Source organism: Microbispora sp. NPDC004025, assembly GCF_053604425.1.
In genome coordinates this window covers 72,451-99,125 of sequence record NZ_JBSGHN010000018.1, presented here as the reverse complement: position 1 = coordinate 99,125, position 26,675 = coordinate 72,451, and the positions used below count along the sequence as shown (strand labels likewise).

General features: G+C 73.0%; 27 protein-coding genes. 15 read left to right on the top strand and 12 right to left on the bottom strand.

Annotation, left to right across the window (positions count from 1 at the left end):
• Positions 1–96 precede the first annotated feature (96 nt).
• Both ACWEQG_RS33875 and ACWEQG_RS33870 read left to right on the top strand, forming a co-directional pair.
• Positions 97–1,344, top strand: coding sequence for a sensor histidine kinase (locus tag ACWEQG_RS33875; RefSeq protein WP_452291063.1), 1,248 nt, complete (start codon positions 97–99; stop codon positions 1,342–1,344).
• On the top strand, positions 1,332–1,979 hold the full coding sequence (locus tag ACWEQG_RS33870) for a response regulator (protein ID WP_452291061.1): 648 nt from the start codon (positions 1,332–1,334) through the stop codon (positions 1,977–1,979). The genes ACWEQG_RS33875 and ACWEQG_RS33870 overlap by 13 nt, the downstream gene beginning before the upstream one ends.
• Positions 1,980–2,018: 39 nt before the next feature.
• Here the strand turns inward: ACWEQG_RS33870 and ACWEQG_RS33865 are convergent, their stop codons facing one another.
• The 3 genes from ACWEQG_RS33865 to ACWEQG_RS33855 form a co-directional block, all read right to left on the bottom strand.
• Positions 2,019–2,636 carry a DedA family protein gene (locus tag ACWEQG_RS33865; protein ID WP_363472702.1) on the bottom strand — a complete coding sequence of 206 codons (618 nt, stop codon included), beginning with the start codon at positions 2,634–2,636 and terminating at the stop codon, positions 2,019–2,021.
• A gap of 233 nt (positions 2,637–2,869) precedes the next feature.
• Positions 2,870–3,517, bottom strand: coding sequence for a response regulator (locus tag ACWEQG_RS33860; protein WP_452291059.1), 648 nt, complete (start codon positions 3,515–3,517; stop codon positions 2,870–2,872).
• Positions 3,514–4,635 (bottom strand): sensor histidine kinase, encoded by a 1,122-nt coding sequence (locus ACWEQG_RS33855; RefSeq protein WP_452291057.1) that lies wholly within the window; start codon positions 4,633–4,635, stop codon positions 3,514–3,516. The genes ACWEQG_RS33860 and ACWEQG_RS33855 overlap by 4 nt, the downstream gene beginning before the upstream one ends.
• A gap of 390 nt (positions 4,636–5,025) precedes the next feature.
• On the opposite strand from ACWEQG_RS33855, the gene ACWEQG_RS33850 reads away from it, so the two are divergent.
• Positions 5,026–5,850, top strand: coding sequence for an alpha/beta hydrolase family protein (locus ACWEQG_RS33850; RefSeq protein ID WP_452291175.1), 825 nt, complete (start codon positions 5,026–5,028; stop codon positions 5,848–5,850).
• 20 nt (positions 5,851–5,870) lie between these two features.
• Here the strand turns inward: ACWEQG_RS33850 and ACWEQG_RS33845 are convergent, their stop codons facing one another.
• The 4 genes from ACWEQG_RS33845 to ACWEQG_RS33830 form a co-directional block, all read right to left on the bottom strand.
• Positions 5,871–6,395: a DUF6789 family protein gene (locus tag ACWEQG_RS33845; protein ID WP_363472707.1), complete on the bottom strand. Its 525-nt coding sequence runs from the start codon at positions 6,393–6,395 to the stop codon at positions 5,871–5,873.
• Positions 6,396–6,494: 99 nt separating this feature from the next.
• Complete coding sequence (locus tag ACWEQG_RS33840) at positions 6,495–7,037, bottom strand: nuclear transport factor 2 family protein (protein ID WP_452291055.1); 543 nt, start codon at positions 7,035–7,037, stop codon at positions 6,495–6,497.
• A gap of 113 nt (positions 7,038–7,150) precedes the next feature.
• Positions 7,151–8,104, bottom strand: coding sequence for a glycosyltransferase (locus ACWEQG_RS33835; RefSeq protein WP_452291053.1), 954 nt, complete (start codon positions 8,102–8,104; stop codon positions 7,151–7,153).
• A gap of 60 nt (positions 8,105–8,164) precedes the next feature.
• The gene (locus ACWEQG_RS33830; RefSeq protein WP_452291051.1) at positions 8,165–8,743 is read right to left on the bottom strand and encodes a D-glycero-alpha-D-manno-heptose-1,7-bisphosphate 7-phosphatase; all 579 of its coding nucleotides are present in this window, start codon (positions 8,741–8,743) and stop codon (positions 8,165–8,167) included.
• Positions 8,744–8,929: 186 nt separating this feature from the next.
• On the opposite strand from ACWEQG_RS33830, the gene ACWEQG_RS33825 reads away from it, so the two are divergent.
• Genes ACWEQG_RS33825 through ACWEQG_RS33785 form a run of 9 tightly spaced genes read left to right on the top strand, consistent with a single transcriptional unit; the run spans position 8,930 to position 18,384 of the window.
• The gene (locus ACWEQG_RS33825) at positions 8,930–10,570 is read left to right on the top strand and encodes a carbamoyltransferase family protein (RefSeq protein ID WP_363472715.1); all 1,641 of its coding nucleotides are present in this window, start codon (positions 8,930–8,932) and stop codon (positions 10,568–10,570) included.
• Positions 10,567–11,604, top strand: coding sequence for a glycosyltransferase family 2 protein (locus ACWEQG_RS33820; protein ID WP_452291049.1), 1,038 nt, complete (start codon positions 10,567–10,569; stop codon positions 11,602–11,604). Before ACWEQG_RS33825 ends, ACWEQG_RS33820 begins: the two co-directional genes overlap by 4 nt.
• The gene (locus ACWEQG_RS33815; RefSeq protein WP_452291047.1) at positions 11,601–12,653 is read left to right on the top strand and encodes a glycosyltransferase family 9 protein; all 1,053 of its coding nucleotides are present in this window, start codon (positions 11,601–11,603) and stop codon (positions 12,651–12,653) included. Before ACWEQG_RS33820 ends, ACWEQG_RS33815 begins: the two co-directional genes overlap by 4 nt.
• Positions 12,650–13,843 carry a glycosyltransferase gene (locus ACWEQG_RS33810; protein ID WP_363468505.1) on the top strand — a complete coding sequence of 398 codons (1,194 nt, stop codon included), beginning with the start codon at positions 12,650–12,652 and terminating at the stop codon, positions 13,841–13,843. The genes ACWEQG_RS33815 and ACWEQG_RS33810 overlap by 4 nt, the downstream gene beginning before the upstream one ends.
• Positions 13,844–13,846: 3 nt before the next feature.
• Complete coding sequence (locus ACWEQG_RS33805) at positions 13,847–14,398, top strand: D-sedoheptulose-7-phosphate isomerase (protein WP_346228990.1); 552 nt, start codon at positions 13,847–13,849, stop codon at positions 14,396–14,398.
• Complete coding sequence (gene rfaE2, locus ACWEQG_RS33800; protein WP_452291045.1) at positions 14,395–15,777, top strand: D-glycero-beta-D-manno-heptose 1-phosphate adenylyltransferase; 1,383 nt, start codon at positions 14,395–14,397, stop codon at positions 15,775–15,777. Before ACWEQG_RS33805 ends, rfaE2 begins: the two co-directional genes overlap by 4 nt.
• Before the next feature lie 32 nt (positions 15,778–15,809).
• Entirely contained in the window at positions 15,810–16,490 is a 681-nt protein-coding gene (locus ACWEQG_RS33795; protein WP_452291044.1) for an SDR family oxidoreductase, read from the top strand.
• Positions 16,481–17,428, top strand: a complete 948-nt coding sequence (locus ACWEQG_RS33790; protein ID WP_452291042.1) for a glycosyltransferase family 9 protein — start codon at positions 16,481–16,483, stop codon at positions 17,426–17,428. Before ACWEQG_RS33795 ends, ACWEQG_RS33790 begins: the two co-directional genes overlap by 10 nt.
• Positions 17,425–18,384 (top strand): UDP-glucuronic acid decarboxylase family protein, encoded by a 960-nt coding sequence (locus tag ACWEQG_RS33785; protein ID WP_452291040.1) that lies wholly within the window; start codon positions 17,425–17,427, stop codon positions 18,382–18,384. Before ACWEQG_RS33790 ends, ACWEQG_RS33785 begins: the two co-directional genes overlap by 4 nt.
• Here the strand turns inward: ACWEQG_RS33785 and ACWEQG_RS33780 are convergent.
• Complete coding sequence (locus ACWEQG_RS33780; protein ID WP_452291038.1) at positions 18,366–20,906, bottom strand: ATP-binding protein; 2,541 nt, start codon at positions 20,904–20,906, stop codon at positions 18,366–18,368. The two genes, ACWEQG_RS33785 and ACWEQG_RS33780, sit on opposite strands and share 19 nt — an antisense overlap.
• A gap of 144 nt (positions 20,907–21,050) precedes the next feature.
• Between ACWEQG_RS33780 and ACWEQG_RS33775 the strand changes: the two genes are divergently transcribed.
• Positions 21,051–21,656 (top strand): carboxymuconolactone decarboxylase family protein, encoded by a 606-nt coding sequence (locus ACWEQG_RS33775; RefSeq protein WP_452291037.1) that lies wholly within the window; start codon positions 21,051–21,053, stop codon positions 21,654–21,656.
• Positions 21,657–21,765: 109 nt separating this feature from the next.
• Here the strand turns inward: ACWEQG_RS33775 and ACWEQG_RS33770 are convergent, their stop codons facing one another.
• The 3 genes from ACWEQG_RS33770 to ACWEQG_RS33760 all read right to left on the bottom strand — a co-directional run bounded on the left by ACWEQG_RS33770 (position 21,766) and on the right by ACWEQG_RS33760 (position 23,765).
• The gene (locus ACWEQG_RS33770; protein WP_452291035.1) at positions 21,766–22,404 is read right to left on the bottom strand and encodes a DUF6461 domain-containing protein; all 639 of its coding nucleotides are present in this window, start codon (positions 22,402–22,404) and stop codon (positions 21,766–21,768) included.
• Between the two features lie 146 nt (positions 22,405–22,550).
• Complete coding sequence (locus tag ACWEQG_RS33765; RefSeq protein ID WP_452291033.1) at positions 22,551–23,441, bottom strand: hypothetical protein; 891 nt, start codon at positions 23,439–23,441, stop codon at positions 22,551–22,553.
• Between the two features lie 72 nt (positions 23,442–23,513).
• Entirely contained in the window at positions 23,514–23,765 is a 252-nt protein-coding gene (locus ACWEQG_RS33760; protein WP_452291032.1) for a hypothetical protein, read from the bottom strand.
• Positions 23,766–23,967: 202 nt separating this feature from the next.
• Between ACWEQG_RS33760 and ACWEQG_RS33755 the strand changes: the two genes are divergently transcribed.
• Positions 23,968–24,492: a hypothetical protein gene (locus ACWEQG_RS33755; RefSeq protein WP_452291030.1), complete on the top strand. Its 525-nt coding sequence runs from the start codon at positions 23,968–23,970 to the stop codon at positions 24,490–24,492.
• Between the two features lie 87 nt (positions 24,493–24,579).
• The gene (locus ACWEQG_RS33750) at positions 24,580–25,686 is read left to right on the top strand and encodes a DUF6461 domain-containing protein (RefSeq protein ID WP_452291028.1); all 1,107 of its coding nucleotides are present in this window, start codon (positions 24,580–24,582) and stop codon (positions 25,684–25,686) included.
• A gap of 36 nt (positions 25,687–25,722) precedes the next feature.
• Here ACWEQG_RS33750 and ACWEQG_RS33745 read toward each other — a convergent pair whose 3' ends face one another.
• Positions 25,723–26,649 (bottom strand): MerR family transcriptional regulator, encoded by a 927-nt coding sequence (locus tag ACWEQG_RS33745; RefSeq protein WP_452291026.1) that lies wholly within the window; start codon positions 26,647–26,649, stop codon positions 25,723–25,725.
• Between the last annotated feature and the right edge of the window lie 26 nt (positions 26,650–26,675).

The window sequence follows — 26,675 nt, the reverse complement described above, 5'->3', positions numbered from 1 at the left end:
CGGCGGCGGACCCGCCGGGCATTGGCGCTGGGGCGAGAACCGGAGGTATTCCCAGCACTACCGACACCGGCGCGTCGAGCGGTTAACGTCGGTGCCGTGGCCGCCCCCATCCTCGTTTCCGCCGCTCCCGCCGTCGCCCCCGCAGCCCTCGCGCCCCGGACCGCTCTGGAGGCGCTCGCCGGGCCGCCGGGCCGCTTCCTGACCTCCGTCTGGCCCTGGCGCTCCCTGGCGTACCTGCTGACCGGTGCCGTTCCGGGGTTCGCGTTCGCCACCGTGCTGTCGTCGGCGCGGGCGGTGGACGGCGCCGCGGGCGCGATGACCGCCGTGCTGGTGGCCGTCCTGGTGGCCGCCGCGCTGCTGGTGCCCGTGGCCTGGTTCGAGCGGTGGCGGCTGCGGCTCGCGGACCGGCAGCCGGTGCGCGGGCTGCCGGGTGGCCTGTGGCCGGGGTGGCGGGAGGCGGGGCACGCCCTCGTGGCGCTGGTCGTGCTCGGCTGGGTGGACCTGCTGGTGGCGGTGGTCGCGATCGCCGGACCGGCCGTGCTGATCCTTTCCCCGGTCGTGCAGCCGATCAGCCCCGAGGGTGAGGCCACGCTGGGGGAGACCTTCATCGGCTCGGCGGCCGGACTGCTGCTGGTGCCCGTGGCCGCGTACACGGTCAGCGCCTGGGCGGGCGCCCGGGCGGCGATGGCGCGGGCCATGCTGGTGCCGGAAGGGGCCGAGACGCGCGAGGTCGCGCGGTCCCGGGCACGCCTCGTGGACGCCTTCGAGGCCGAGCGCCGCCGCATCGAGCGCGACCTGCACGACGGCGCGCAGCAGCGGCTGGTGGCCCTGTCGATGAAGCTGGGCCTGGCCGGGCTCGACCTTCCGCCGGGCTCGCCCGCGGCCCTGCGGCTGGAGGAGGCCCGCGAGCTGGCGGGACAGGCGCTCGCGGAGCTGCGCGAGCTGATCCGCGGGGTCCATCCGCAGGTGCTCGCCGACCGCGGGCTGCCGGCCGCCGTGCGCGACGTCGCCGGAAGATCGCCGGTGCCCGTCCGCGTGGACATCGCGCTGGACGGGCGGCTGCCCGCCAGGGTGGAGGCGGCGGCCTACTACGTCGTCTGCGAGACGCTGGCGAACGTGGCCAAGCACAGCGGCGCGGGTTCCTGCACGGTGCGCGGCCGGCTGCGCCGGGGCGTGCTCGTGCTGGAGGTCGCCGACGACGGGCGCGGGGGAGCGGACCCCGCGCGCGGCACGGGCCTGACCGGGCTCGCCGACCGGGTGGCGGCCGTCGAGGGCACGCTCGGCGTCGAGAGCCCACACGGCGGCCCGACCACGGTCAGGGCGGAGATCCCGTGCGCGTGGTGATCGCCGAAGACTCGGTACTGCTCCGGGAGGGCCTGGCCGGTCTGCTGGAGCGCTTCGGGCACGACGTCGTGGCCGCGGTGGGCGACGCGCCCGCGCTGATCGCGGCCGTCGCCGAGCGGGACCCGGACGTCGTGATCGCGGATGTGCGCATGCCCCCCGGCTTCAGCGACGAAGGGCTGCGGGCCGTGCTGGAGCTACGGGCGGCGCGGCCGTCCCTACCGGTGCTCGTGCTCAGCCAGTACGTCGAGCAGACCTACGCGGCCGAGCTGCTCGACGAGGCGGGCGCCGGGGGCGTCGGCTACCTGCTCAAGGACCGGATCGGCGACGTCGCGCAGTTCGCCGGCGCGGTGACGACGGTCGCGGGCGGCGGCACCGTTATCGACCCGGAGGTGGTCAGGCAGCTGCTGCGCGGGCGCGCCGACCCGCTCGCCCGGCTCACTGCGCGCGAGCGGGAGGTGCTCGCCCTGGTCGCGGAGGGCCGCTCCAACGCCGCGACCGCCCGCGCGCTGTTCGTCTCCGAGGCGGCCGTCGCCAAGCACATCGCGAGCATCCTGGCCAAGCTCGACCTCCCCCCGGACGCCGACGACCACCGCCGGGTGCTCGCCGTCCTCGCCTACCTGCGCGCCGCCGTGTGAGCGGGGGCCGGTGCCCGGGTGTGAGCCGTGACGACAGGGTCAGGCGGACGTGCCCGCGGGAAGACGCTCCGGGGAGAGCCGGACGGCGCGTCGTTTCCTGAGCCACCTCACCAGCTCGACGACCATGGCGATCGACAGCGCGATGCCGAGACCGAGGAGCAGGCCCTTGATCGGGTCGTTCTCGAACGCCATCCCGCCGAAGAAGCCGATCAGACCGGAGTACACCCCCCACGAGCCCGCCGCGATCGCGTCGAAGAGCGTGAACGAGCGCAACGGGTGCCGTACGGCGCCCATGGTGAGCGTGGTCGCGGTGCGCCCGCCGGGGATGTACCTGGCCACGACCAGGACGAGACCGCCCCGCTCGGCCAGCGCGTTCCGCGCCCAGACGAACGCCTTCTTCTCCCGCAACCTGCCCCCCGACCTGTTTCCGATCAGATAGGAGATGTGGTCACCGGCGAAGGCCCCGAGAGCCGCGACCAGGATGACCAGGGCCAGGTTGGTCTCGCCCGACGCGGCGAACACCGCGGCGGTGATCACCGAGGTCTCGGCCGGCACGACAGGGAAGAACCCGTCGAGCAGCGCCAGGGCGAAAAGCGCCACATATAACCAGGGCGACGACATCACCTGCTGCACCAGGTCGAGGAGGGCGTGCGACATCAGCGTGACTCCGATCGTTGGGACCCATACACCGTGTCGGCCAGGGAGCACCGGGGACATCCGGGAGATCCCGGATAGGACGCGGGCCCATCCCCTACAGAGATCAGGGCCGAGGGTCAGGGCCGACACCCCATGAAGTTAGGCACTCCGCAGGTCACGGCACATCGGACGATCGGCGGGCGGCACCCCCACTTTCGTATGGCGAAGCCCGGGCCGGGCGGCGGACGCCGGCGTCAGGCGAGGTCGGCGTCGTGCACGAGGATCGCCAACTGCACCCTGTTGGCCAGGCCCAGCTTGGCGAGCAGCCGGCTCACGTGCGCCTTCACGGTCGGTTCCGACAGCTTCAGCTCCCGGCCGATCTCGGCGTTGGACAGGCCGCGTGCCAGCGCCCTGACCACGTCCTCCTCCCTCGCCGTGAGCGCGGCGAGCCGCTCGCGTGCGACCTCGGCGCGCGAGGGCGCCCTGCGCACGAACGAGCCGAGAAGCCTCTTCAGCACGGCGGGGGAGAGCATCGCGTTGCCCTCGGCGACCGTGTGGACCGCGGCGATCAGTTCACGTGGCGGGGTGTCCTTGAGCAGGAACCCCACGGCGCCGAGGCGCAGCGCCTCGTGGACGTACTCGTCCAGGTCGAAGGTGGTCAGCATGACCACCTTCGGGGCGCCGGCGCCGCGCAGGAGCCGTCCCGCGGCGGTGAGGCCGTCCATGCCGGGCATCCGGACGTCCATGAGCACGACCTCGGGCCTGAGCCGGGCGGCCGCGCCGATCGCCTCCTCGCCGTCGCGTGCCTCGCCGACGACCACCACGTCGCCCGCCGATTCCAGGATCATCCGCAGTCCCGACCTGACCAGCGCCTCGTCGTCGGCGATCAGTACGCGGATCATGTGGCGGGGATCCTCGCCAGCACCCGGAAACCGCCTTCGTGCGGGCCGGCTTCCAGGCTGCCCCCGAGCAGTTCGACACGTTCGCGCAGGCCGACCAGGCCCCAGCCGGACCCGGGAAGCACCTGGCTCGCGGCGGACGGCGCGTTGCGGACGACGACCTCCAGTCCGGCGGGCAGGTACCGGACGAGCACGTCGGTCTCGGCGCCGCCGGCGTGCTTGTGCGCGTTGGTCAGCGCCTCCTGCACTACCCGGTAGGCGGTGCGTTCCGCGGACTGCCCGAGCGGGCGGGCCGGGCCCTCGTCGCGCCGGTTGACCACGAGGCCGAGAGCGCGGGACTGCGCGAGCAGCCGGTCGAGGTCGGCCAGTGTGGGCTGCGGGTCGCGGGAGGTGCCCTGCGCGCGCAGCACGCCGAGCACCTCGCGCAGGTTGCCCAAAGCCTCCCTGCCGACGTCGCCGATCAGGGCGGCCGCCCGGGCCGTACGCTCGTCCGGCGCGCCGACCTCCAAGGCACCGGCGTGCAGGACCATCAGCGACACCCGGTGCGCGACCACGTCGTGCATCTCCCGCGCGATGCGGGCGCGTTCCTGGGCGCGTGCCTGATCCGCGCGCAGGACCTGTTCCCGCACCAGCTGTTCGGCTTGTTCGCGCATGGCCACGAGCACCTGCCGCCTGGCGTGGCTCCATAGGCCGGCCACCAGCGGAAGCCCGACCAGCGCACCACCCAGGATGAGCACGTTGGGCGAGGAGCCCATCGTCAGCGCCCGGTGGCCGCCGCTCAGGCAGGAAACGACTCCGCCCAGCGCCCACACGGCGGACGCACCGGCCGCGTAGAGCCACAGGGTCCGACGGCGCCCCAGGTGCAGGCCCGCGTAGTAGGAGGCCACCACCGCCGGCGGCCACATGGCCGGCCAGATGTAGGCGACGGCCGCCACCACGGTCACCGGCCACACCGAACGCCTGGCGACGACGGCGGCCGCCGCCGCGGCAGCGGCGATCGCCAGGGCCACCGGGGCGGGCAGCGTCGTCGCGACACCGGCCCAGCCGTACGCGGAGCCCGCGCAGAGCAGGAACACCACGCCGCCGAGCGCCCACGGCAGGGCCCGATCCAGGATGTTCACGGTCAGAGGCTATTGGTGCGTCCGGCGGAGCGACCCCCTACGAAAGTCGCACACGTCGCGTGACCTTCGCCGGGGACGGTACGGCGGCACCACCTTGCAGGGTGACGGGCATGAAGAACCTCCTCATCGCCGGCACGATCGCCCTGTCGCCCCTCACCAGCGGCGCCTCCGCCGCTCCCGAGCCCGCCCTGCCCGCTCCGACCGGGCGCTACGCGGTCGGACGGTCCGACGTCCACCTGGTCGACTCCCGCCGGCCCGACCCCTGGGTGGACGGCAGGCCACGAGAGCTGATGGTCTCCCTCTGGTATCCGGCCGTGAGGGCGAAGGGCACGGCCGCGCCGTATGTCACCCCGCAGGAGTCAGCGCTGATCCTCGGGGGATTCCCCCCAGCTGAAGGACCTCCCGCCGGGCACGCTCACGAAGACGAAGACGCACTCCCGAGCCGACGCGCCCGCGCTCACGAAGAGAGGCGGATGGCCGCTGGTGGTCATGTCGCCCGGGATGACCATGCCACGGGCCACGCTGACCTCGCTGGCCGAGGAGTTCGCGAGCCGGGGTTACGTGGTCGCGGGCATCGAGCACACCCACGAGTCGGTCGCCACCACGTTCCCCGACGGCAGGACCGTCACGTTCGAGGCCGGTGCGGGTGGTCAGACCCCGGAGCTGGGGGAGAAGGTCGCCCGGGTGCGGGCGGCCGACACGACCTTCGTGCTGGACCGGCTGGAGCGGACGAGGCGCTGGAACCGGCTGATCGACGAGCGCAGGATCGCGATGGTCGGGCACTCGGTCGGCGGCCAGAGCGCCGCCCACCTGCTCGCCGTGAGCGACCGCATCACGGCCGCGGTCAACCTGGACGGCTCCTACAACCCCGCGACCCCCGCCAAGCCGATCACCAAGCCGTTCATGATGATCGGCAACCCTCGGCAGCAGCCGGTCACCGGCGGAGAGCCGAAGTCGTGGGACCTGTTCTGGCCCCATGTCACCGGCGCGTGGAAGCGCTGGCTCACCGTCACCGGTGCCGAGCACGTGAGCTTCGTCGACTACGCGGTGCTCGGGCCGCAGCTCGGCATGCGGGTCTCCCCGATGAACGGTGAGCGTTCCCTCCGGATCACCCGGGACTACGTCACCGCCTTTCTCGACATCCACCTGAAAGGCGAGCGGCGGCCGCTGCTGGACGGGCCGTCGGCGAAGTATCCGGAAGTCGGCTTCTGGTAGCCGGACGGGTGCGGGCCGGATCAGCGTGCGGAGACGGGCTGGGGGGTGGGCATCACGCGCCGGACCTGCTCGCGCACGCGGGGAGCGATCTCGGCGGTCAGCGGCGCCTTCTCGGTCCGCACCCGGTTGAGCGCGAGGGCCAGCGCGGTGCCCCACAGCAGGTGCCCCGCCAGCAGCGCGGCCTGGCGTCCCACGCGGTCCTTGGGCACGGGCGGGTACGCGCCGATGCTCGGCGCGAGGCCCTGGTAGCCGAAATACCACACCAGCAACCCGTACGCCGTGCCGATCGGGACGGGCACCCGCTGACCGGCCGACAGCAGGCCGAGCACGGAGCCACAGGAGGAACCGAACGCGAAGTGCGCGATCGTCCCGAGCACGTTCTCGCCCCTCTTGGGCTTGTCGCGCCCGGGAAGGGTCAGCCGCGCGAACCGCCGCGGCGGCGGCTCCTCCAGCACGCCGGCCTTGTCCGCCGCCATCAGCATCGCGCTGTACACGGCCGTCGCGAGCGCGCCGCCGACGGCGCCGTTCACCAGGTTGCGCATCATGAGGAGCCTCTTCCCACCCCGGATGGATCACCTGCCCTCGCGGTGCCCCGTCTTCGGTAAACCTTCAAGATCCCCGCAGTGGCCTGCCCGCAGGGATGGTCACCGGCCGGAGAGCCTGCGGAGAAGGCGGCGGATGGCGCCGGAGCGCGACTCGGCGGTGGGCGCGGGTCCGGTCCCCGGATCAGGGGCGTCCACGTGGACCGGACCGGGACCGGGCTCGGTCTGTACGAGCCGGCAGCCCAACGACATGTAAGGAGCCAGCTGGTCGTAGTAGATGCGCCCGGTGACGAATCTGCCGTCTTCCACCGTCCACATCCCGCATCCGGTCCAGCGGACGGGGTGGCCGGTGCCGGGGATCTCGGTGCCGTCCGGGAGCAGCATCCCGCCCGCCTGGCTCCCCGACGTGACCCATTCGACGGCGATGGTGTCACCGCGGACCTGCGTCGTGGTGACCTCGGTCGTCAGGTCGGGCACGGTGGAGAAGAACTGGCCGAAATACCACTCGATCTGTTCGTGCCCCTCGACCATGCCGGCGGGGGTCACGAGAACGGCGTCCGGGTGGAAACAGTCCAGGAGGCGCCTGTTGTCGTGCGTGCGGAGTGCCTCCGCGAACGCGTCATGGATCTCCCGGGAATCGGGCATGGCTCCCCCTTGCCACCCTGCAGCGTACGTCCGGGGGAAGACAGGCCGGCCTCATCCGGGGGTAAGGCCTTCTCCAGGAACGCCATAGGCGATGGGGCCGGCCCATCGACGGATCATGCCGGGACGATCGAGGTGAGCAACCTGTCCCAGTCGGCGAGGAAGCGGTCGAGGCTGTAGTGCGCCAGCGCGGCCGCGCGGGCCGCCTTGCCGGCCTGGACGGCGAGTTCGGGCTCGTTGGCGAACCGGTCGAGGGCGCGCAGCAGGGTGGGCAGCTTGGTCGAGACGACCCCGGCCTCCGGCGGCACCGCCTCCACGGCCTCGGTGGTGGCGAGCGCGACGATCGGCATGCCGATCATCATGGCCTCGATGAGCGACAGGCCGAGCGAGGTCCAGCGGTAGGGGTGCAGGTAGACCCGACGCCGGGCCAGCTCGGCGTGCATGGCGGCCTGCGGGAGGTCCTCGAACGCCTCCATCTCCCTGTCCAGGCCGAGCTTGGACGGCAGGTTCGTCACCTTCATGCCGAACACGTCGAGCGGGGCCGTCGCGGCGAACGTGGGCAGCAGGTCGGTCCCCGCGACCCGCCAGCGCCGGATCGGCTCGTTGACGACCACGCCGGCGCGGGCCAGCTCGCCGGTGTAGAGGTAGCCGGGGTCGACCACGCCGTGCTCGATGACATGGGTCGGGGCACGCCCGGAGTCCCAGAACAGGTCGTTGAAGTGGGTGACGTGGACGAGCGGGATGTCGTCCCGGTCGGCCAGCGGGTGGCGGCTCTTGGGCACGTCCCCCGCCGGGGTGTTGTGCTCCACGTAGACGCCGGGCACGTCGCGACCCAGCCACTCGCGGGCCAGGTCGATCTCGTGCGGCCGCTGGTAGACGACCACGTCGACGTCCTCGGCGGCGAACCGGTCGTACGGGACCTCCCGCACGCTGCCGGGCCAGGGATAGGTGTCGGCCCGGCCCCGCCCGTCGGGACCGCGGTCGGGGGTGAGCGGGACCAGATACTCGTGCGCCCCGTGCACGAAGGAGGTGGTCCACGAACCGTGGACGTGCCAGACCATGATCTTCATCGCATCGCTCCCCGTCCGTCGTCCTGCAGGCCACGGAACACCGTGCCTCCTGTCGCTGCCTCACCCACCTGCCCTGGTCCCGCCCTCCTCATCCTCAGCTGTGAGCTGAATCCCCGCGAGCACCAGATCGATCGCCGCGGCGAGGTCGGGCGCCACCTCGGGGGCGGCCGCCACCTCCTCCGCCAGCGTCACCGGGGTCGGCACGAGGATGCCCCTCGCGCCGGCGGCGCGGGCCGCCTCCACGTCCCGGCCGATGTCGCCGATCACCACGCAGCCCTCCGGAGGGACGCCGAGCCGCCGGGCCGCGCGCAGCACGAGACCGGGCGCGGGTTTGCGGCAGTCGCAGCGGTCGCCGTCGTCGTGCGGGCAGATCTCCCACACGTCGAACGGGCCGAGCAGGGTGTCCACCCGGTCGTTCACGGCCCGGAGGGCCTCCGGCGCGATGAGGCCCTTGGCCACCCCGGACTGGTTGGTCACGATCCCCACCGGGATGCTCTCCGCGCGAAGTCGGGCGAGCGCCTCCCTGGCCCCTGCGACGGGCTCGACGCGATCAGGGTCGGAGTTGTAAGGGACGTCGTGAATAAGCGTTCCGTCACGGTCGAAGAGCACCGCGGCGGGCCGGTGGGCGGGAACTTGCACGAGCGACCTCCTGCGCGAATCGCCCGCCGGGCTACCCGAGGGACAAAGCGGCAAACACCGGTCGATAGTTACGCAGAGTAGCAGTTATTGAGTGCATCACCCACAGACGTCGACTTCTCTACAAAGGAGTGTTTAGTAGCGCTTCTCTCGGTAACCAGACCTCCACTGCGCAACGGAGGGAAACCGATGCGGTTCTTGGGGATAAACGCGATCTTTCATGATCCAGCCGCCGCGCTGGTCGTGGATGGTGAGGTGATCGCCGCAGCGGAAGAAGAGCGCTTCAGCCGGCGCAAGCACGGCAAGCGCCCGGTCCCTTTCTCCGCCTGGGAGCTGCCCGAGCTGGCCGCCGCGTGGTGCCTCGAACAGGCCGGTCTGCGGCCCGAGGACCTCGACGGCGTCGCCTACTCCTACGACCCCGCCCTCGTGGTGCCCGGGGGGCCCGGACAGGACGAGCGCTGGGAGGACCTGCGCACCGCCTACGCCCGCCGCGCGCCCAACTTCCTGGCCACCGCGCTGCCGGGTCTCGACGCCGCCCAGGTGCGGTTCGTCCCCCACCACATCGCGCACGCCGCGTCGGCCGGGCTGGCCGCGCCGTACCGCGAGTCGGCGGTGCTGGTCTGCGACGGCCGGGGTGAGGCCGTCTCGCACCTCGCCGGGCACTACCGGGACGGCGAGCTGACCGTCCTCGCGAGCCAGGCGCTGCCGCACTCCCTCGGGCTCATGTACGAGGACCTCACCGAGCACCTCGGCTTCCTCCGGTCGAGCGACGAGTACAAGGTGATGGCCCTCGCCTCCTACGGGGAGCCGCGCTTCCTGCGCGAGATGCGCGAGCTGATCCACCCGACGGGCGACGGGGGCTTCCGGGTCGAGCCGATCGACTGGAGCGTCTACGCCAAGGCGCTCGGCAAGGGCGAGAAGTGGACGGCCGACCACGCCGACCTCGCGGCGAGCGTCCAGATCCGCCTGGAGGAGGTGCTGCTCGACCTCGCGAAATGGCTGCACGAGCGGACCGGCGCCCGTTGTCTCACGATGGCCGGGGGAGTGGCGCTCAACTGCGTGGCCAACACCCGGCTGTTCGCGGAGGGCCCGTTCGAGGAGGTGTGGGTGCAGCCCGCGGCGGGCGACTCGGGCACCGCGCTCGGAGGAGCGCTGCACCTCGCCCAGGCGAGCGGGGACCCGGTCACCCCGATGCCCGGCGCCGACCTGGGCCGGGGTTGGAGCGACGAGGAACTGGGCGCCTGGCTCGACGTGGCGCGGGTGCCGTACGAGCGTCCCGCCGACCTCGCCGCGACCGTGGCCGCCGAGCTCGCCGCCGACCGCGTGATCGCCTGGTTCCAGGGACGCGCCGAGTACGGGCCCCGGGCGCTCGGCCGCCGGTCCCTGCTGGCACACCCCGGCAACCCCCGCAACACCGAGCGGCTCAACGACGTCAAGGGCCGCGAGCAGTTCCGCCCCATCGCCCCGATGGTGCTGGCGGAACGCGCCTCCACGATCTTCGGCAGAGGCCCGATGCCGAGCCCTTACATGCTGTTCGTCCACGACGTGCGGCCGGAGTGGCGCGACCGCATCCCCGCGGTCGTCCACGTCGACGGCACGGCCCGGATCCAGACCGTCGAACGCGGGCGCGACCCGCTGCTGGCCCGGCTGCTGGAGGAGTTCGAGGCCCGCACCGGGCTGCCGGTGGTGGTCAACACGAGCCTCAACACGGCCGGCCGCCCGATGGTCGACGACCCCCGCGACGCGCTGGAGTGCTTCGGCTCCGCCCCGGTGGACGTGCTCGTCCTCGGTCCGTACGTCGTGCGCAGGGGGGCGGTGTTCGCCGGATGACGACAGAGATGACCCGGGGGACGAACACGGCGTCCGCGAGCGAGCCGCACACGGATCCGCGCGGACAGACGGGGCCGGCGGTCACGATCGTGATCCCGACGATCGGCCGGCCGAGCCTGGCCGCCACACTCGCCGCCCTCGGACCCGTTCATGGTCGCGGACCCGAGGTGATCGTGGTGGACGACCGGCCGGGGGAGAGCCCGGAGCCGCTGCCCGTGCCCGATCGCGTACGCGTGCTCAGGTCGGGCGGGCGGGGCCCGGCCACCGCGCGCAACGCCGGGTGGCGGGCGGCGACGACGCCGTGGGTGGTGTTCCTCGACGACGACGTCGTGCCCGGCCCCGGCTGGCTGCGCGCGCTGACGGAGGACCTCGCCCGCCTGCCCGAGAACGTCGGCGGGAGCCAGGGACGGCTGGAGGTGCCGCTGCCGGCGGACCGCCGCCCGACCGACGCCGAGCGCAACACCGCCGGCCTGGCCGGCGCGCACTGGATCACCGCCGACATGGCGTATCGCAGGACCGCCCTGGAGGCGACCGGCGGGTTCGACGAGCGCTTCCCGGGGGCGTACCGCGAGGACGCCGACCTCGCGCTGCGGGTCGAGAACGCGGGGTTCTCGCTGGTCAAGGGGGAGCGGCTGACCCGCCACCCGGTGCGCGACGACGGCTTCTGGTCCAGCGTGCGCTTCCAGCGAGGCAACGCGTCGGACGCGCTCATGCGCCACGTGCACGGCAGTGACTGGCGGGTGATCAGCGGCGGCCACCCGGGCAGGCTAAAGCGGCACGCCCTCACCACCGGCATGGGCCTGCTCGCGCTCACGCTGGCGGCCGCCGGGGGCCGCCGGAGGCGGCTCGCCGCCGCCGCCGGGCTCGCGTGGCTCGGCCTCACCGCCGAGTTCGCCTGGGCCCGCATCGCCCCGGGCCCGCGTACGCCGGAGGAGGTCGCGCGCATGGCCGTGACCAGCGTGGTCATCCCTCCGGTGGCCTGCGCGCACCGGATCACCGGTGAAGTGAGGGTGCGGACGGGGAGGCGCTCGTGATCGGGACCGCTCTGGTGGTGCGGCCCGACAACGCGGGCGACGTCCTGCTCGCGGGGCCCGCCGTGCGCGCCGTCGCCGCCGGGGCGCGGGAGGTCGTCATGCTCGCCGGCCCGTACGGCCGGGCCGCGGCGGAGCTGCTGCCCGGCGTCGACCGGGTCCTGGAGTGGCGCGCGCCGTGGATCGACCCCGACCGGGTGCCGATGACCTCCGAGCACGCGGCCCGCCTGGTGGAGCAGGTCCGCGCCGTCGGCCCGGACGCGGCCGTGATCTTCACGTCCTTCCACCAGTCGGCGCTGCCGACGGCCCTGCTGCTGCGGCTGGCCGGGGTGCCGCGGATCGCCGCGATCAGCGAGGACTACCCCGGCTCCCTGCTCGACGTGCGTCATGTCGTGGACGAGGGCGTGGACGTCCCCGAGCCGGAGCGGATGCTCGGCCTCGCCCGCGCCGCCGGCTTCGACCTGCCGCCGGGCGACGACGGGCGGCTCGCCGTACGCGGGCCGCTGCCGGACGTGGAGCACCTCACCGGCCCGCCCGGCTACGTGGTCGTGCATCCCGGCACGACCGCACCGGCCCGGGCCTGGCCCGCCGAGCGATGGGCGGAGGCGGTCGAGGCGCTGCTGGCCGCCGGAGAGCGGGTCGTCGTCACCGGCAGCCCGGGGGAACGGGCGCTGACCGCGCTGGTCTCCGGCCCCGCCCTGGACCTCGGCGGGGCGACCACGTTCGCCGAGCTCGCCGCCGTGCTGGCGGGGGCGTCGGCGGTGGTGGCCGCCAACACCGGCCCCGCCCACCTCGCGGCGGCGGTCGGCACGCCCGTGGTCAGCCTGTTCGCGCCGGTCGTGCCCGCCGCCCGATGGGCACCGTACGGCGTGCCGGCGGTGGTCCTCGGCGACCAGGACGCGCCCTGCCGGGGGAGCAGGGCGCGGATCTGCCCCGTGCCCGGTCATCCGTGCCTGACCGCGGTCTGCGGCGAGCACGTCGTCGACGCCGTCCGCCGCCTGGTCACGGCGGAGGTGACGCTGGGCGAGGCGGTGAAGGAGGGGGTGTCATGAGGATCGCCCTGGTGTCGGAGCACGCGAGCCCGCTGGCGACCCTCGGCGGCGTGGACGCCGGTGGGCAGAACGTGCACGTCGCGGCGCTGGCCCTGGCCCTGGCGGAACGGGGCAACGAGGTCGTCGTGCTCACGCGGCGCACCTCCCCCGACCAGCCGGACGCCGTGCCCATGGCTCCCGGCGTCACCGTCGAGCACGTGCCGGCCGGGCCGGCCGAGCCGCTGCCCAAGGACGAGCTGCTGCCGTACATGCCGGAGTTCGGGGCGCACCTGGCCCGCAGGTGGAAGGCCGAGCCGCCCGACGTCGCGCACGCGCACTTCTGGATGAGCGGCCTCGCCACGCTGACGGCGGCGGAGCCGCTCGGGATCCCGGTCGTGCAGACCTATCACGCGCTCGGCACGGTGAAGCGGCGCTGGCAGGGCGAGGCCGACACCAGCCCGCCGAGCCGGATCGCGATCGAGCGCGACATCGGGCGCCGGGCGGTCGCGGTCGTCGCCACCTGCTCCGACGAGGTGCGCGAACTCGTCGCGATGGGCGTGCCTCGCGACCGGATCGCGGTCGTGCCGTGCGGCGTCGACCTCGGCCTGTTCCGCCCCGACGGCGCCGTCTTCCTGCGCGGCGACCGGCCGAGAGTGCTGAGCATCGGCCGCATGGTGCCGCGCAAGGGGGTGGACACCGTCGTCCGGGCCCTGCGCCACGTGCCGGACGCCGAGCTCGTCATCGCGGGCGGCGACCCGGGCGACGAGGAGAGCGCGCGGCTGCGCACGCTGGCCGGCGGTCTCGGCCTCGGCGACCGGGTGCGGCTGATCGGCAGCGTGAGCCGGGCCGAGGTGCCCGGTCTCATGCGCTCGGCCGATGTCCTGGTCACCGTGCCCTGGTACGAGCCGTTCGGCATGGTGCCCCTGGAGGCCCTGGCCTGCGGGGTTCCGGTGATCGCCTCGGCGGTCGGCGGTCACCTCGACACCGTCGCGGGATGCGGAGTGCTCGTGCCGCCCCGGCGGCCGCGTGCGCTGTCCCGCGCGCTCGGCGACCTGCTGGCCCGGCCCGATCTGCGGGCGGCGCTGTCGGCCGCCGGGCCCCGGCGGGCCCGGGCCCGCTACGGCTGGCCCAGGATCGCCGAGCAGACCGAGTCCGTCTACCGAAACCTGGCCGGCGGGTGCCTTCGCACCCTCGCCGCCGCGGGAGGCTGAGCGATGCATCCTCATCTGGCCCGGCTGAGCACCGCGCTGACGGCGGTGGACCCGGAAACGCCCAAGATCCACGCGTGGGGTTACAAGCTCGCGGCCGTGCTCAGCGGCGGCGGGCGGCTGCTCGCGTGCGGCAACGGCGGCTCCGCCGCCGAGGCGCAGCACCTCACCGCGGAACTGGTGGGACGCTACCGCGCCGACCGCCGGCCGTACGCCGCGATCCCGCTGCACGCCGACACCTCGTCGCTGACCGCGATCGGCAACGACTTCGGCATGGCCGAGCTGTACGCGCGGCAGGTGCGGGCGCACGGCCGCCCCGGCGACGTGCTCATGTGCCTGTCGACCAGCGGGACGAGCCGCAACGTGACCGAGGCGGCCGAAGCCGGACGCCAGTGCGGCCTGACGACCTGGGCGCTGACCGGCCCCGGCCCGAACCCGCTGGCCGAGTTGTGCGACGAGGCCCTGACCGTGCCCGCGGACGACACCGCGACCATCCAGGAGGTGCACCTCACGGTGATCCACATGCTCTGTGACGTGATCGAGAAGGCGGTCGTGTGAGCGGACCACTCGTCATCGTCGGAGACTCCCTGCTCGACGTCGACGTCGAGGGGACGGCCGACCGGCTGTGCCCCGACGCTCCCGTCCCGGTCGTGGAGGGGCAGGCGGAGCACCACCGGCCGGGCGGGGCGGGCCTCGCGGCGCTGCTGGCAGCCCGTGACGGCACCCAAGTGGTGCTGATCACCGCCATGGGCGACGACCCCTCCGGCCGATGCCTGGAGGGCCTGCTGTCGCCCACCGTCGAGATCGTGCGGCTGCCGCTGCGGGGCACGACCGTGCGCAAGACGCGGGTCCGCGCCCGCGGGCAGACGCTGGTCAGGATCGACACCGGCGACGGGCGGGCGATGGGACGGCCCGGCCAGGTGGCCTCCGCCTCCGCGTTCGCCCGCGCGGCCGACGCCCTCGCCACGGCGAGCGCGGTCCTGGTCGCCGACTACGGGCGGGGCGTGGCCGACCTGCTGCGCGAGCCGCTGCGCGGTCTCGACGTGCCGCTGGTGTGGGATCCCCACCCGCGCGGGTCGCTGCCCGTGCCGGGATGCGCGCTGGTCACGCCCAGCGAGGCGGAGGCCCGTGGCATGTGCCAGGAGCCGTACGTCTCGCCCGAGCGCACCGCCCGCAGGCTGGTGCGCGATCTCGACGCCGAGGCCGTCGCGATCACCCTGGGGGAGCGCGGCGCGATGCTGGCCCGCCGCGGCGGCAGGTTCGGACCGGTCCCGGTGCCGCACGTCGCGGCCGGGACGGACGCCTGCGGCGCGGGCGATCGCTTCGCCGCGGCCGCGGCGCTCGCCCTCGCGGACGGCGCGTCCACCGAGGACGCCGTCGCCCGCGCGGTCGGCGAGGCCACCAGGTTCGTGGAGGAGGGCGGGGCCGCCGCGCTGCGCCTGCCGCGCCCGGCCGCCGAGTCGCCGGCGCCGTTCGCGCCCGGCGCGTCCGCCTTCGAGGTGGCCGCCGCCGTACGCGCCGCCGGGGGGCGCCTGATCGCGACCGGCGGGTGTTTCGACCTGCTGCACGCCGGGCATGTGAGCCTGTTGCGGCGGGCCCGGGCGTTAGGCGACGCCCTGGTGGTCTGCGTGAACTCCGACGACTCGATCCGGCGGCTCAAGGGCCCGAGCAGGCCGCTGGTGAGCGAACGCGACCGGGTCGAGGTGCTGCGCGCGCTCGGCTGCGTGGACGCCGTGACGGTCTTCGACGAGGAGACGCCGTCGCAGGTCATCGAGCGGCTGTGCCCGGACGTGTGGGTGAAGGGCGGCGACTACGACGAGCGGTCGATGCCCGAGGCCGAGGCCGTGCGCCGGACCGGCGGGGAGGTCGTCATCCTGCCGACCGTGCCCGGCTACTCCACCACCGGCCTCATCGCCGCCGCCCAGGCCGCTTCGTGACATCGGCCGCTTATCGAAAGGGATTGACGTCAATGGTGGGAAACGTACTGATCACCGGGGGCGCGTCCGGCCTGGGCCGGGCCACCGCCACGGCGGTCGCCAAGGCCGGCGGCCGGCCGCTGCTCGTCGACATCGACGAACCGGACGGCGGGTTCGACCACGTACGCGCCGACCTGGCCGACCGGGAGCAGGCCGAGCGGGCCGTACACGAGCTCGCCGAGCGGGCGGGCGGGCTCGACGGCGTCGTGACGGCCGCGGGCATCGACGCCTGCGGCCGGCTGGAGGACGTGGCCGCCGAGCAGTGGGAACGGGTGATCGCGGTCAACCTGCTCGGGACCGCGGCGGTGGTCAGGACGGCCCTGCCGTACCTGCGCACCACCGGCGGCAAGGTCGTCACCGTCGCCTCCACGCTCGGGGTGCGCGCGCTCAGCGACGCGACGGCCTACTGCGCCTCCAAGTTCGGCGTCGTGGGCTTCACCCGGGCCCTGGCGGCCGAGCTGGCCGGGCAGGTCGGGGTGACCCTGCTGATTCCCGGCGGCATGCGGACGAACTTCTTCAACGACCGTCCCGACCAGTACAAGCCCGGCCCCGACGCCCGGCTGAACCAGCCGGAGGACGTCGCCTCGGCGATCGTGTTCGCGCTCGGCCAGCCGCAGGGCTGCGAGGTCAGGGAGCTGGTCGTCGCCGCCTCCACGGAGACGTCATGGCCGTAGGAGATCCGCGAAGACCGGTGCTGCTCGCCCTGCGCGGGCTCGGGCTCGGCGACCTGCTGGCCTCGGTGCCCGCGCTCCGCGCGCTGCGGCGGGCGTATCCCGGGCACCACTTCGTGCTGGCCACCCCGGCCTACCTCGGCGGGCTGCTCCCGCTGATCGGCGGCGTCGACGAGGTGCTCGACGTGTCCGGCCCGGGGCCGGTGCCGTACGAGTCGCCCGACGTCGCGGTCAATCTGCACGGCAGCGGCCCGGAGAGCATCCAGGCGCTGCGCCGCACCCGGCCGGGCCGCCTGCTCACGCACACCCACCACCTGGTGCCGGGCTCGGACGGGCCGCCCTGGGAGACGGAGACGCACGAGAGGCAGCGGTGGTGCTCGCTGCTGGAGTGGTACGGCATCCCGGCCGACCCCGGGGACCTCGCGCTGGGCGACCCGGGGCCGAGCCCGCTCGCCGGCGGCGAGGTGATCATCCATCCGGGGGCGGCGTTCCGGGCCAGGCAGTGGCCGCCGGACCGCTTCGCCCAGGTGGCGGCCGAACTGGCCGGCCAGGGCCGCCGGGTCGTCGTCACCGGCGGCGTGACCGAGATCGCGCTCGCCCGGCACGTCGCCCAGCTCGCCGGCCTGCCGGAGGAGTCGGTGCTCGCGGGCCGTACGAACCTGGCCGAGCTGGCCGCGCTGACCGCGCACGCCGCGCTGGTCGTCTGCGGCGACACGGGCATGTCGCACCTGGCCGTCGCCGCGGGCACGCCCTCGGTCATCCTGTACGGCCCGGTGCCGCCCGCGCTGTGGGGGCCGCCGCCGGGAGGCCCGCACATCGCGCTGTGGGCCGGACGCAGGGGCGACCCGCACGGCGACAGGCCGTCGGATGGCCTGCTCGAAATCGGAGTGCCCGAGGTGCTCGACGCGGTCAGGAGGTTGCGGGGAGTGGGAGTGCGGTGAAGGGGTCTCGTGTAGTGGTCACGGGCGGAGCCGGGTTTCTCGGCTCCTACCTGTGCGAACGGTTGATGGAACGCGGCGCGGCGGTCGTCTGCCTGGACAACTTCCTCACCGGGTCGCCGCGCAACGTGGAGCACCTGATCGGGCGGCCGGCGTTCCGGCTCGTGGAGTGCGACCTCACCGGGTTCGTCCACGTGCCGGGGCAGGTCGACCTGGTGCTCCACTTCGCCTCGGCCGCGTCGCCCGCCGACTACCTGCGCCACCCGATCGAGACGCTGAAGGTCGGCAGCATGGGCACGCTGCACGCCCTCGGCCTCGCCGCGGAGAAGGGCGCGCGGCTCGTCCTCGCCTCCACCAGTGAGGTGTACGGCGACCCGCTGGAACACCCGCAGAAGGAGACGTACTGGGGCAACGTCAACCCCGTCGGCCCGCGCAGCGTGTACGACGAGGCCAAGCGCTTCGCCGAGTCGCTGACCACGGCTTACCGCAACTCGCGCGGGACCGACACCGCGATCGTGCGGATCTTCAACACGTACGGCCCGCGGATGCGGCCCCACGACGGCCGGGCGATCCCCACGTTCATCCGTCAGGCGCTGCTCGGCGAGCCGATCACCGTGACCGGCGACGGCAGCCAGACGCGGTCGATCTGCTACGTGGACGACACGGTCGACGGCGTGCTCGCGCTCGCCGAGAGCGACTTCGCCGGGCCGGTGAACATCGGCAACCCGGCCGAGATGTCGATGGCCGAGCTGGCGGAGACGATCCGCGACCTGGCGGGCTCGTCCTCCCAGATCCGGTTCGTCGAACGGCCCGTCGACGACCCCGCCGTCCGTCGTCCCGACACCTCGCTCGCCGAGGAGCGGCTCGGCTGGCGTCCCCGCGTCGACCCGGTCACCGGCCTGCGCCGCACGATCGACTGGTTCGAAAAGGAGCTGACCTCCTACTCCGTCGCCTCCTGACGTCCGCCGTCCATCGGGCCGGGTTCGCCGGGCGGGAGGAGCCGCAGCGCCTCGGCGGGCGTCAGGCACCGGCCCTGGTCGTGAGCGCGGGCGAAGGACTCGGCGCCCAGGGCCCGTACAAGGGCGTCGCGCAACTCCTGGCGGGGCGGCCGGACGGGCCGCATGTGCGCTCCGGCCGCCTCGCGCACGCCGTGCGCGGTGCCGAGAAGCACGGCCGCGCTCCGGGGGCGGTCCTGCGCGGCGTACACCGCCGCCAGGGCTTCCAGCGCCGAGACGAGCACCGACGACTGACCCGCGAGCGCGACGGCCTCGACGCCGGCGCGTAGCAGCTCCTCGGCGCGGGCCCGCTCCCGCTTCTCGTACGCCCGCTCGCCGAGGATGTACAGCGCCCGGCCGGTGCAGCGGCGGTCGCCCAGGCGGCGCAGGGTGGGCAGGCACTCGCCCATGAGTCCGGCGGCGCGCTCGTGGTCGCCGCGCAGCCACGCCAGTTGCCCGAAGCCGACGGTCGCGTGCGCCAGGTCCGCCTCGCTGCCGGCGGTCTCGGCGAGGGCGCGGCTCTCGGTGAGCCACCCGTGCACCTCGTCGTCGGCGACACCGGCGGACATCGACCGTTGCGCCATGATGAACAGGGTGTTGGCGGCGTACATGTGATCGCCGGCCGCGCGGAACGACGCCACGCTCTGCCGCCCCCACCGGAGCGCCCGGGACAGGTCGCCGGTGCCGGTCGTGAGCCCCTGCATCGTCAGCGCGCTGTCCCACGGGTGCTCGTCGCCGAACCCGGCCAGCGCCTCCTCCAGCGCCGGCACGGCCAGCTCCGGCCGCACCCACATCGCGGTCGTCCCCACCGCGCGCGCCGCCCTGGCGCGGGTGAGACCGTCGAGGCCGGCCGCCAGTCTCGCCGCCTCGCGGGCGAGGCCGAACGCGGCCCGGGAGTCCCGGGAATCCAGGATCGCGACGGCCTCGGTGAGCCCGGCGACGACGGCGGGTGTGGCGGGCGGCTCGGCGACGGCCAGCGCCTGCCGGATCCACCGGTGCGCCTCGCGGCGCCGGCCGGTGACATCCCAGAACCGTCGCAGCGCGGCGATCAACCGCCAGGCGGACTCGACGTCGCCGGTGCCGGTGCTGTGGGCCAGCGCGGCCCGCAGGTTCGGCTGCTCCGCGGTCATGCGGTCGAGCCAGTCGCGCTGGTGGGAGGTGCGCAGCCGCTCGGCCGCCTCTTCCGCGAGGGCGAGGTAGTGGGCGGCGTGGCGGTGCCTGGCGGCGGCCTCACCGCCGGAGTCCGCCAGCCGCAGAGCGGCGTAGGCCCGGATCGTCTCGAGCAGCCGGTAACGCCGGGTGCCGCGCCCGATGGGGGAGACGAGCGACTTGTCCACCAGTCTGGGCAGCAGCGTCGTCACGGCGTCGGCACCGAGGTCCGCGCATGCCGACGCCACGGCCGTCAGGTCGAAGTCGGCGGGGAACACGCCGAGCCGCTCGAACATGGCCCGCTCGTCGTCGTCCAGCAGCCGGTAACTCCAGTCGATGGTGCTGCGCAGGGCGCGATGCCGCGGCGGGGCGGTACGGGCTCCGGCGGACAGCAGCTCGAAGCGACAGTCGAGGTGCTCCACGAGCTCGACCGGCCCGAAGGTGCGCAGCCGGGACGCGGCCAGTTCGATGGCCAGGGGCAGCCCGTCGAGGCGCCGGCACAGCGCCGCGACGGCCGGGGCGACCGCGTCGTCGAGGGTGAAGCCGGGCGACGCTGCCGTCGCCCGGTCGACGAACAGGCGTACGGCGTCGTAGGGCGCGATGCTCTCGGCGCGCTCGGGCGCGTGCGGGGCGGGGAGGTCCAGCGTCCGCACCTCGTAGGCGACCTCGCCGGGGACGCCGAGCGGTTCGCGGCTCGTGGCGAGCACCCGCAGCGGGCCGCCGCCGCCGAGCAGATCGGCCACGGTTTCGGCGGCCTCCGCGACGACGTGCTCACAGTTGTCCGCGAGCAGCAGGCAGCCCGTCTCCGCGGCGACCTCCCGCAGGATGTCGCGTAACGGCCAGCCCGGCTCCTGCACCACGCCCAGCGCCCGCGCGAAGGTGCCGCCGACCGAGTCCGGCTCCACCGGAGCGAGATCGGCGGGCCGCACGCCGCCGGGGAAGCGGTCGGCGAGGGCCGCGGCCACATGCAGCGCGAGGCGGGTCTTGCCCACCCCGCCCGGGCCGACGAGCGTGACCAGGCGGTGGGAGCCGAGCAGCGCGACGAGTTCACGCGTCTCGCGGTCCCGGCCGACGAGGCTGGTCAGGGGCGAGGGAAGAGCGGAACCGGCACGTCGCAGCCGTAGGGCCGCCTCGGCCAGTGCCGCCCGGTCCGGGGCTTCGAGCTTACGCAGCAGGGCGGCGATGTGGCTTTCCACCGTGCGGACCGAGACGTGGAGCCGCGCGGCGATCTCGCGGTTGCGCAGCCGCGCGGCGACCGCCCAGAGAACCTCGGCCTCGCGCCGGGTGACGCCGGCGCGAGCCAGCCGGTCGGGCAGGCCGGCCTCATGGTGCCTCATGCGTGCATTGTCCTTCGGCAGGGGCGCCCATCGGTACGCGGACCGCGTCCGTACGGGATTCCGTGCATCGCACGGATGCGCCGGCGGCGGCGAACGGCGACGCTGGTGGCGCGGACATGCCCGGCGAGCGGTGGAGAAGAGACCATGGACAGGATCGGTTTTCTCGGCGTCCCCGACGTCACCGACGAGGCCCGGCAGGTCTTCGACGAGGACATCGCCGAGTTGGGTTACGTGATGGGCACCTCACGCCTGTGGGCCTACCAGCCGGCGACGATGGCCGGGCTGTTCGATCTGCTGCGGCAGGTGAACGCCGGGGAGCACCTCAGCCTGCGTCAGCGTGCCGTCCTCGTCACCGCATGCGCGTCGGCCTTCGGCGACTCCTACTGCTCGCTCATGTGGGGAAGCAGGCTGGCCCGGGCGAGCGACGAGGAGACCGCCGCCGGCGTGCTGAAGGGCGTCGACGACGGCTTGAGCGACAGCGAGCGGGCCATGGCCGCGTGGGCCCGTAAGGTGGCGCGCGACCCCAACGGCACCACCGCGGCGGACGTGCAGGAGTTGCGCGACGCGGGCTTCGGCGATCCGCAGATCTTCACGATCACCGCGTTCGTGGCTCTTCGCGTGGCGTTCTCGACGGTCAACGACGCGCTCGGGCTGCGCCCCGACGCGCCTCTTCGCTCCACCGCGCCGGCTGCCGTACGTGACGCGGTCACCTTCGGCCGCCCGATCGACGACACCGAGGACGAGGCGTAGCCACGGACGGGCACGTTCAGGCGTCCGCGCCGGACAGGACCTCGCGGCCGGTTCCGCGGACCGCCGGCCAGTCGTCGCCCAGGGCCTTGCCGGCGGCGCCACGAGCCGCTCACGCAGCCGAGGGCGGCTCCGTCGCCAGGGGCCACCGGAAGGTGAGGTAGGGATGCGCCCCGGCGAGCCATTCGCCGGTGAGCCGCACTCCCGTCACCAACTCGACCACGGTCATCGCGGCCGCCTGCCAGTCGCCCTCGTCCTCGGACAGCAGTCCGGTCATGACGCGCAGCTCCGGCTCCAGCCCTGCGAAGTCGTCGTCGTCCCACTCCTCGCTGAACATCGCGTCGAGGGAGACCAGCACCCGTCCGTCGGCCGCGTAACTGAGCCTGTTGTCCCCCTCCACGTTCCAGTAGACGCCGCACACCCGCCCGTCACGACTGAGCCGGCGCAGGGCCTCGGGCCGGCTGCCCAGGAAGCCGTTGTTCTCGAACAGCGTCACAGCCGGGCCCGCAGGGGCCGCCGACATCGGGTGGACCCCGTCGTAGTAGGGGAGCTCCTCCAGCGGGGCGGCCTCGTGCACGTCGTGCGGGCTCCCGCCGCTCACCCGGGCTCCGATGTCGGCGACTGAGAACGGCCGGCGGTCGTGCGGGACGACGACCGTCCAGCAGACGGCGGTCTCCAGCCATGGCTCTTCGCGCAGCAGCTTCCGGTAGTGGGCGAACACCTCAGCGGGGGTTGGGCGGCCATCGGTCATGGCGGGCACTCCGGAGCACGCGGGGGACATGTCGGAGTGATCTTCGCAGAAGGAACCGGGGCGCGTGGACGGAGCCACAGCATCCACCATCGGCTCCGCATCGTCCCGGTCCGCAGAGCGAGCACGGCCGGACCTGGCGGGCTCGTCTATCCGATTCGCCTCGTCCACCGGCCCGTCGGCATGGCGCGCGCTGATGCGGGGAAGACGACGATCAGCACCTCCCTGACGGCCTTCGCCCGGGCCAGGTCCGGGGCGCGCCCGGCTCCGCGGACGTAGGCGCGGATCCGGTAGGAGCCTGCTCCCGCGACGGTCACGTCGCCGAGCACGTCGCCGTCGTCGCCGAAGAACCTCAGCACACCGGTCGGGCTGTGATAGCTCACCTCTCCCGACCGCTGCCAGCCCCTCGCGTGCGGCGGCCGCTGCCGGTAGACCTCCCCGGTGACGCAGACCGGCCCCCTCTCCTGTCCTCCCCACGTGAGATACACGGTGCCCTTGCCCTTGGCGAGGAACCCGCCCGTGTAGTCGAGGCCGCTGTAGCCCCTCTCCCACGCCTGGATGCCGCCCGTGTCCACCCACATGGCGGCCCGCACCTGCCGTACCGGCTCGGCGACCGGCTTCCTGCGCGGACATCCGGCCTTCGCCGCCGCCAGCCGCCGCTTGGCCTCGGACTCTTCGGCCTTCCGTTCGGCCAGGTAGATCTGCTGGTTGCGCTCGTACAGTCCGGGGCAGCGCAGTTCGAGCAGCCGCGTCAGCTCCTCGTCGCGGACGTCGGAGTCGCACAGGGCGCCGCCGCGCGCGAGCAGCTCCTCGTCCGGCAGGTCGCCGAACTGCTGATACGCGAAGCACAGGTACATCCGCTGCCTGTCCTCCGGCGCGACCGCCACGGCTCCCGGCGGTCCATTGAGGCCCAGGCCGATGGGGCAGTCATGCCGCTGTTCGGACTCCGGCAGCGGCTCGGCGGCTCGCAACCACGGCATGGCCAGGGCGAGCAGGAGCACGGTCATCCCCGCCGCGACCCACCAGCGCAGACGGCGCATGCCCACCATGATTTCTCCGGAACGCGCGGGGACAGGTCAGAGTGATCTTCGCAGAATGAACCGGGGCGCGTCTCATGAAAAGCGAGCGCACGGGGCGTCGTCTGACCAGGTGAGGGCGGGGGTGGGGTCGTCCGGGGGAGGCCGGCCGTTGACCACGGTGAGCAGCCGGAGGTACGTCTGGCGGCGCGGGTCGGCGGCGTGGAAGCCGTCAGGGTCGTCCGACGTCGCCCAGGTGCTCACGAGCATCTGCGACATCGTCTCGTGCCAGAAGGGGAAACGATCCTGAGCGGACAGACCCCTGGTGTCCCATTCCAGACTTCCCATACGTACCCCCGTCGTATGTCGTCGCAGGCCCTCGCACCCGCAGGCATGATTACTCAACGACAAAACGGTGGTCAACGGGCGATCCCGTAATTGACGTGTCGCGTCAGGTGACGACGGCACGGATTCTCACCGGCTCTCCGTGATGCGACGCGGGTCCTTCAGTCGACGGAAATTCCCATCCATAGCCGTAGAATCCCCGACCATGACTACCGATCGGACCGTGTCGTTCGATGTCCACGTCAGCTACCGTCAGATCTACCTCGCCGACCTCGCCGACGACATGTGGGCTCCGGAAAGCTTCCCCGATGACCATCCCGAGCACCCTGTGGGCGTCATTCGGGTAATGGACGGTAAAGGTCTCCTGGTCACGGGCCTGCACACGGGGACGGTCGGCTTCTCGGTGACCGTGTCGGACCGCGATCCAGAGCCGGACGTCAACGAGTACGAGGACATCGTGGAAATCAGCTTCCACACCCAAACAGGACGCATCTTCCTTATCGAGTGGGGAGGTGAGGGATTTCATAAGCTACCCGACTTGTCGTCGGGCCCGGGCTGGTACCGGTTGCGGTATCACGCCGTCCACATGGACCGGGCCACAGAAGCGGACTGCTCGACGGATGCCGTCATCGATCGTTATCTGCTGCAGATCTGGCCACAAAATGAGTCCATCCCCAAAGTAGTCAAGAGCACGAGTCGCACGCTCACCTACTGGCGCAATGTGAAGTGACGTCCCAACGTAGGACAGGACCGATTTGGTCGCACGGGGAGATTGTCTCCCGTGCGACCAGATGCCAACCAATCGGGAAAAGTTGATATGAGGCCAGCTTTCGACCTGTACAACAACGCGATTCGTGCGCTGTTCGATGAGCCCGCGTGCGTCACCTGGATCAGGGGGGCGGACGTCGGCGCCGTCGTCCGGCGTTTCGGCGGGAACGAACAAGGGCTGAGCCGGGGAGAATTCAACGACATCTTCGAGGCCTACGAGATGGAGCCCGATGAGGGCGTGGTCCTCATCTCTCAGGTGGGCGACTGGACGCTCACCGTGGAGGCGACCAGGTATCTGGGAATCAGACGCCTTGAAGAATTGTCGAAGCCGGGCGAGGCGCTGGGCCTGGCGTGGAACGGCGTGTCGAGGTTCGCTTACGCCGTCGGCGGCGACCTGTCTCGCCGGTTCGCCCCCTTCAGCCTGAGAGACCGTTCGGCCGACCCGGATGCCCTGGAATGGGCGAGCGGCTACGGCGTCACCGCCGAATACTGGGAACAGGACTGGCTGGCAGCCGCGTTCACCCTGGCCGAACGGATCTCCGGCATCCGGATCGACCAGAGCTGGAAAGAACGGAATCACCTTGTCCTGCGGGTCTGCTACGAATTTCAGGACGAGGAGAACCGGCCCCGGCCCGGCTTGATCCTGAAACCAGAGATGTGGGAACTGATCTCCCGCCACCCGCGCATAGCGGCCATCGCAGCCGATCCTTCTCCGGAGCGCATAGAGGAGGTCAGCGCGGTCACAGCCGAGCTGGTGATACGCGCCGCCGGACTGGAAAATCCCCTGATCGGCAGGGCTCTCGGCGCGATCGCCGAAGGCCTGTGGGGATCGAGCACGCGAGGGCTGCAAGACGATCTCGCTGTCATGGCGGCGGAGTTCCGCACCGCGGCCGACGCCGTCCTGGAAGAAGGCGCCGACGTTCTCCTCCCCACTCCGGACACGCAATGGGGACGGCTGTACATGAAACACTACGCCGTGAATTCCCTGATGGCCTTACTCCACGAAGAGGGCTACTTCGGTCTCCTGCCGAGTCTGGAGTACGCCAAATCGGTGACCGCGGGCCGGCGGAGATCAGACGACACCTACCGGCTTCTCCGCGTACTGAAGATAATCAGTTTCCATATGGCCAACGGAGAAAACGCCATCCGAGGTTGACCTCTGCTCGCTGCGGCCCTGAGTCCTCGATCGTCGTCAGTCCGGCGTCCGTGTGCGCAGGGCGCCGGCGAACCAGGTGAGGGCGGGGGCCGGGTCGTCGGGGGGCGGCCAGCCGTTGACCACGGCGAGCAGCCGGAGGTACGTCTGGCGGCGCGGGTCGGCGGCGGTCTCCAACACGGTGAGCAGCCGGAGTCGGAGGGCGGTGTCGTCCGGCGAACCGACGAGGGCGGCGTACCGCGCGGTGACGGCGGCGACGATCGCGTCGGCCCGCGGCGAGGCGCTGTCGACGTCCGCGGCCAGTGCGGGGGCGACCTCGTCGCGGACGATCGCGACGGCGTGCGGGCGCGGGAGGTCCGCACGGGCGTGGTCGGCCAGATGCTGCTCCGCGAGCCGCCGCATGAGCGCGCCGAACTCCGGGTCGCGGACCAGCTCGGCCAGCTCGATCCAGGCCTCGATCTGCTCGTCCTCCGGGTCGTCCGGCAGTTCTGGGGTCATCGAGCGCCTGACTCCCGTCAGGTCGACGTCCAGTCCGCCGAAGACGGAGTCGAGGAAGTCGCCGGTCAGCCGCCGTCGCTCGTCCTCGGAAAGCCTGGCCAGTCTGTGCATGAGATCCATCTCCTCGGGGGTCGAACCGCGCCGTGCCACCGCCGTCACCACCGCATGCCGCAGGCGCAGCACCCGGATCTGCACCGCCAGAGCCTCGGCGTGCGCCGCCGCGACCTGGTCCAGGGAGAGCTCCCCGTCCACGACCCTCCGGATCGTGGGCAGGCCGAGCCCCAGGTCGCGCAGCGTGCGTACGAGGCCGAGGCGGGCGACGGCGCCGGTGTCGTAGAGGCGGTAGCCGGCCGGGCTGCGGCCGGTGGGCGGCACGATCCCGCAGTCGGAGTAGAACCGCACGGCCTTGACCGTCAGTCCGGTCCGCCGGGCCAGTTCCCCGATCGAGTAGAGCGTGCCGCCGTCCATGCCCCCCACCTTCGCGTCTCCTCCTA

Coding starts and splice junctions, on each gene's coding strand:
- ACWEQG_RS33860 (WP_452291059.1), bottom strand. CDS start 3,517: ATGATCCGCGTACTGATCGCCGACGACGAGGCGCTGGTCAGGTCGGGA.
- ACWEQG_RS33840 (WP_452291055.1), bottom strand. CDS start 7,037: ATGCCCGATTCCCGGGAGATCCATGACGCGTTCGCGGAGGCACTCCGC.
- ACWEQG_RS33790 (WP_452291042.1), top strand. CDS start 16,481: ATGGCCGTAGGAGATCCGCGAAGACCGGTGCTGCTCGCCCTGCGCGGG.
- ACWEQG_RS33845 (WP_363472707.1), bottom strand. CDS start 6,395: ATGATGCGCAACCTGGTGAACGGCGCCGTCGGCGGCGCGCTCGCGACG.
- ACWEQG_RS33765 (WP_452291033.1), bottom strand. CDS start 23,441: ATGCGCCGTCTGCGCTGGTGGGTCGCGGCGGGGATGACCGTGCTCCTG.
- ACWEQG_RS33760 (WP_452291032.1), bottom strand. CDS start 23,765: ATGGGAAGTCTGGAATGGGACACCAGGGGTCTGTCCGCTCAGGATCGT.
- ACWEQG_RS33780 (WP_452291038.1), bottom strand. CDS start 20,906: ATGAGGCACCATGAGGCCGGCCTGCCCGACCGGCTGGCTCGCGCCGGC.
- ACWEQG_RS33750 (WP_452291028.1), top strand. CDS start 24,580: ATGAGGCCAGCTTTCGACCTGTACAACAACGCGATTCGTGCGCTGTTC.
- ACWEQG_RS33820 (WP_452291049.1), top strand. CDS start 10,567: ATGACGACAGAGATGACCCGGGGGACGAACACGGCGTCCGCGAGCGAG.
- ACWEQG_RS33745 (WP_452291026.1), bottom strand. CDS start 26,649: ATGGACGGCGGCACGCTCTACTCGATCGGGGAACTGGCCCGGCGGACC.
- ACWEQG_RS33805 (WP_346228990.1), top strand. CDS start 13,847: ATGCATCCTCATCTGGCCCGGCTGAGCACCGCGCTGACGGCGGTGGAC.
- ACWEQG_RS33795 (WP_452291044.1), top strand. CDS start 15,810: ATGGTGGGAAACGTACTGATCACCGGGGGCGCGTCCGGCCTGGGCCGG.
- ACWEQG_RS33755 (WP_452291030.1), top strand. CDS start 23,968: ATGACTACCGATCGGACCGTGTCGTTCGATGTCCACGTCAGCTACCGT.
- ACWEQG_RS33825 (WP_363472715.1), top strand. CDS start 8,930: ATGCGGTTCTTGGGGATAAACGCGATCTTTCATGATCCAGCCGCCGCG.
- ACWEQG_RS33770 (WP_452291035.1), bottom strand. CDS start 22,404: ATGACCGATGGCCGCCCAACCCCCGCTGAGGTGTTCGCCCACTACCGG.
- ACWEQG_RS33810 (WP_363468505.1), top strand. CDS start 12,650: ATGAGGATCGCCCTGGTGTCGGAGCACGCGAGCCCGCTGGCGACCCTC.
- ACWEQG_RS33835 (WP_452291053.1), bottom strand. CDS start 8,104: ATGAAGATCATGGTCTGGCACGTCCACGGTTCGTGGACCACCTCCTTC.
- ACWEQG_RS33865 (WP_363472702.1), bottom strand. CDS start 2,636: ATGTCGCACGCCCTCCTCGACCTGGTGCAGCAGGTGATGTCGTCGCCC.
- ACWEQG_RS33775 (WP_452291037.1), top strand. CDS start 21,051: ATGGACAGGATCGGTTTTCTCGGCGTCCCCGACGTCACCGACGAGGCC.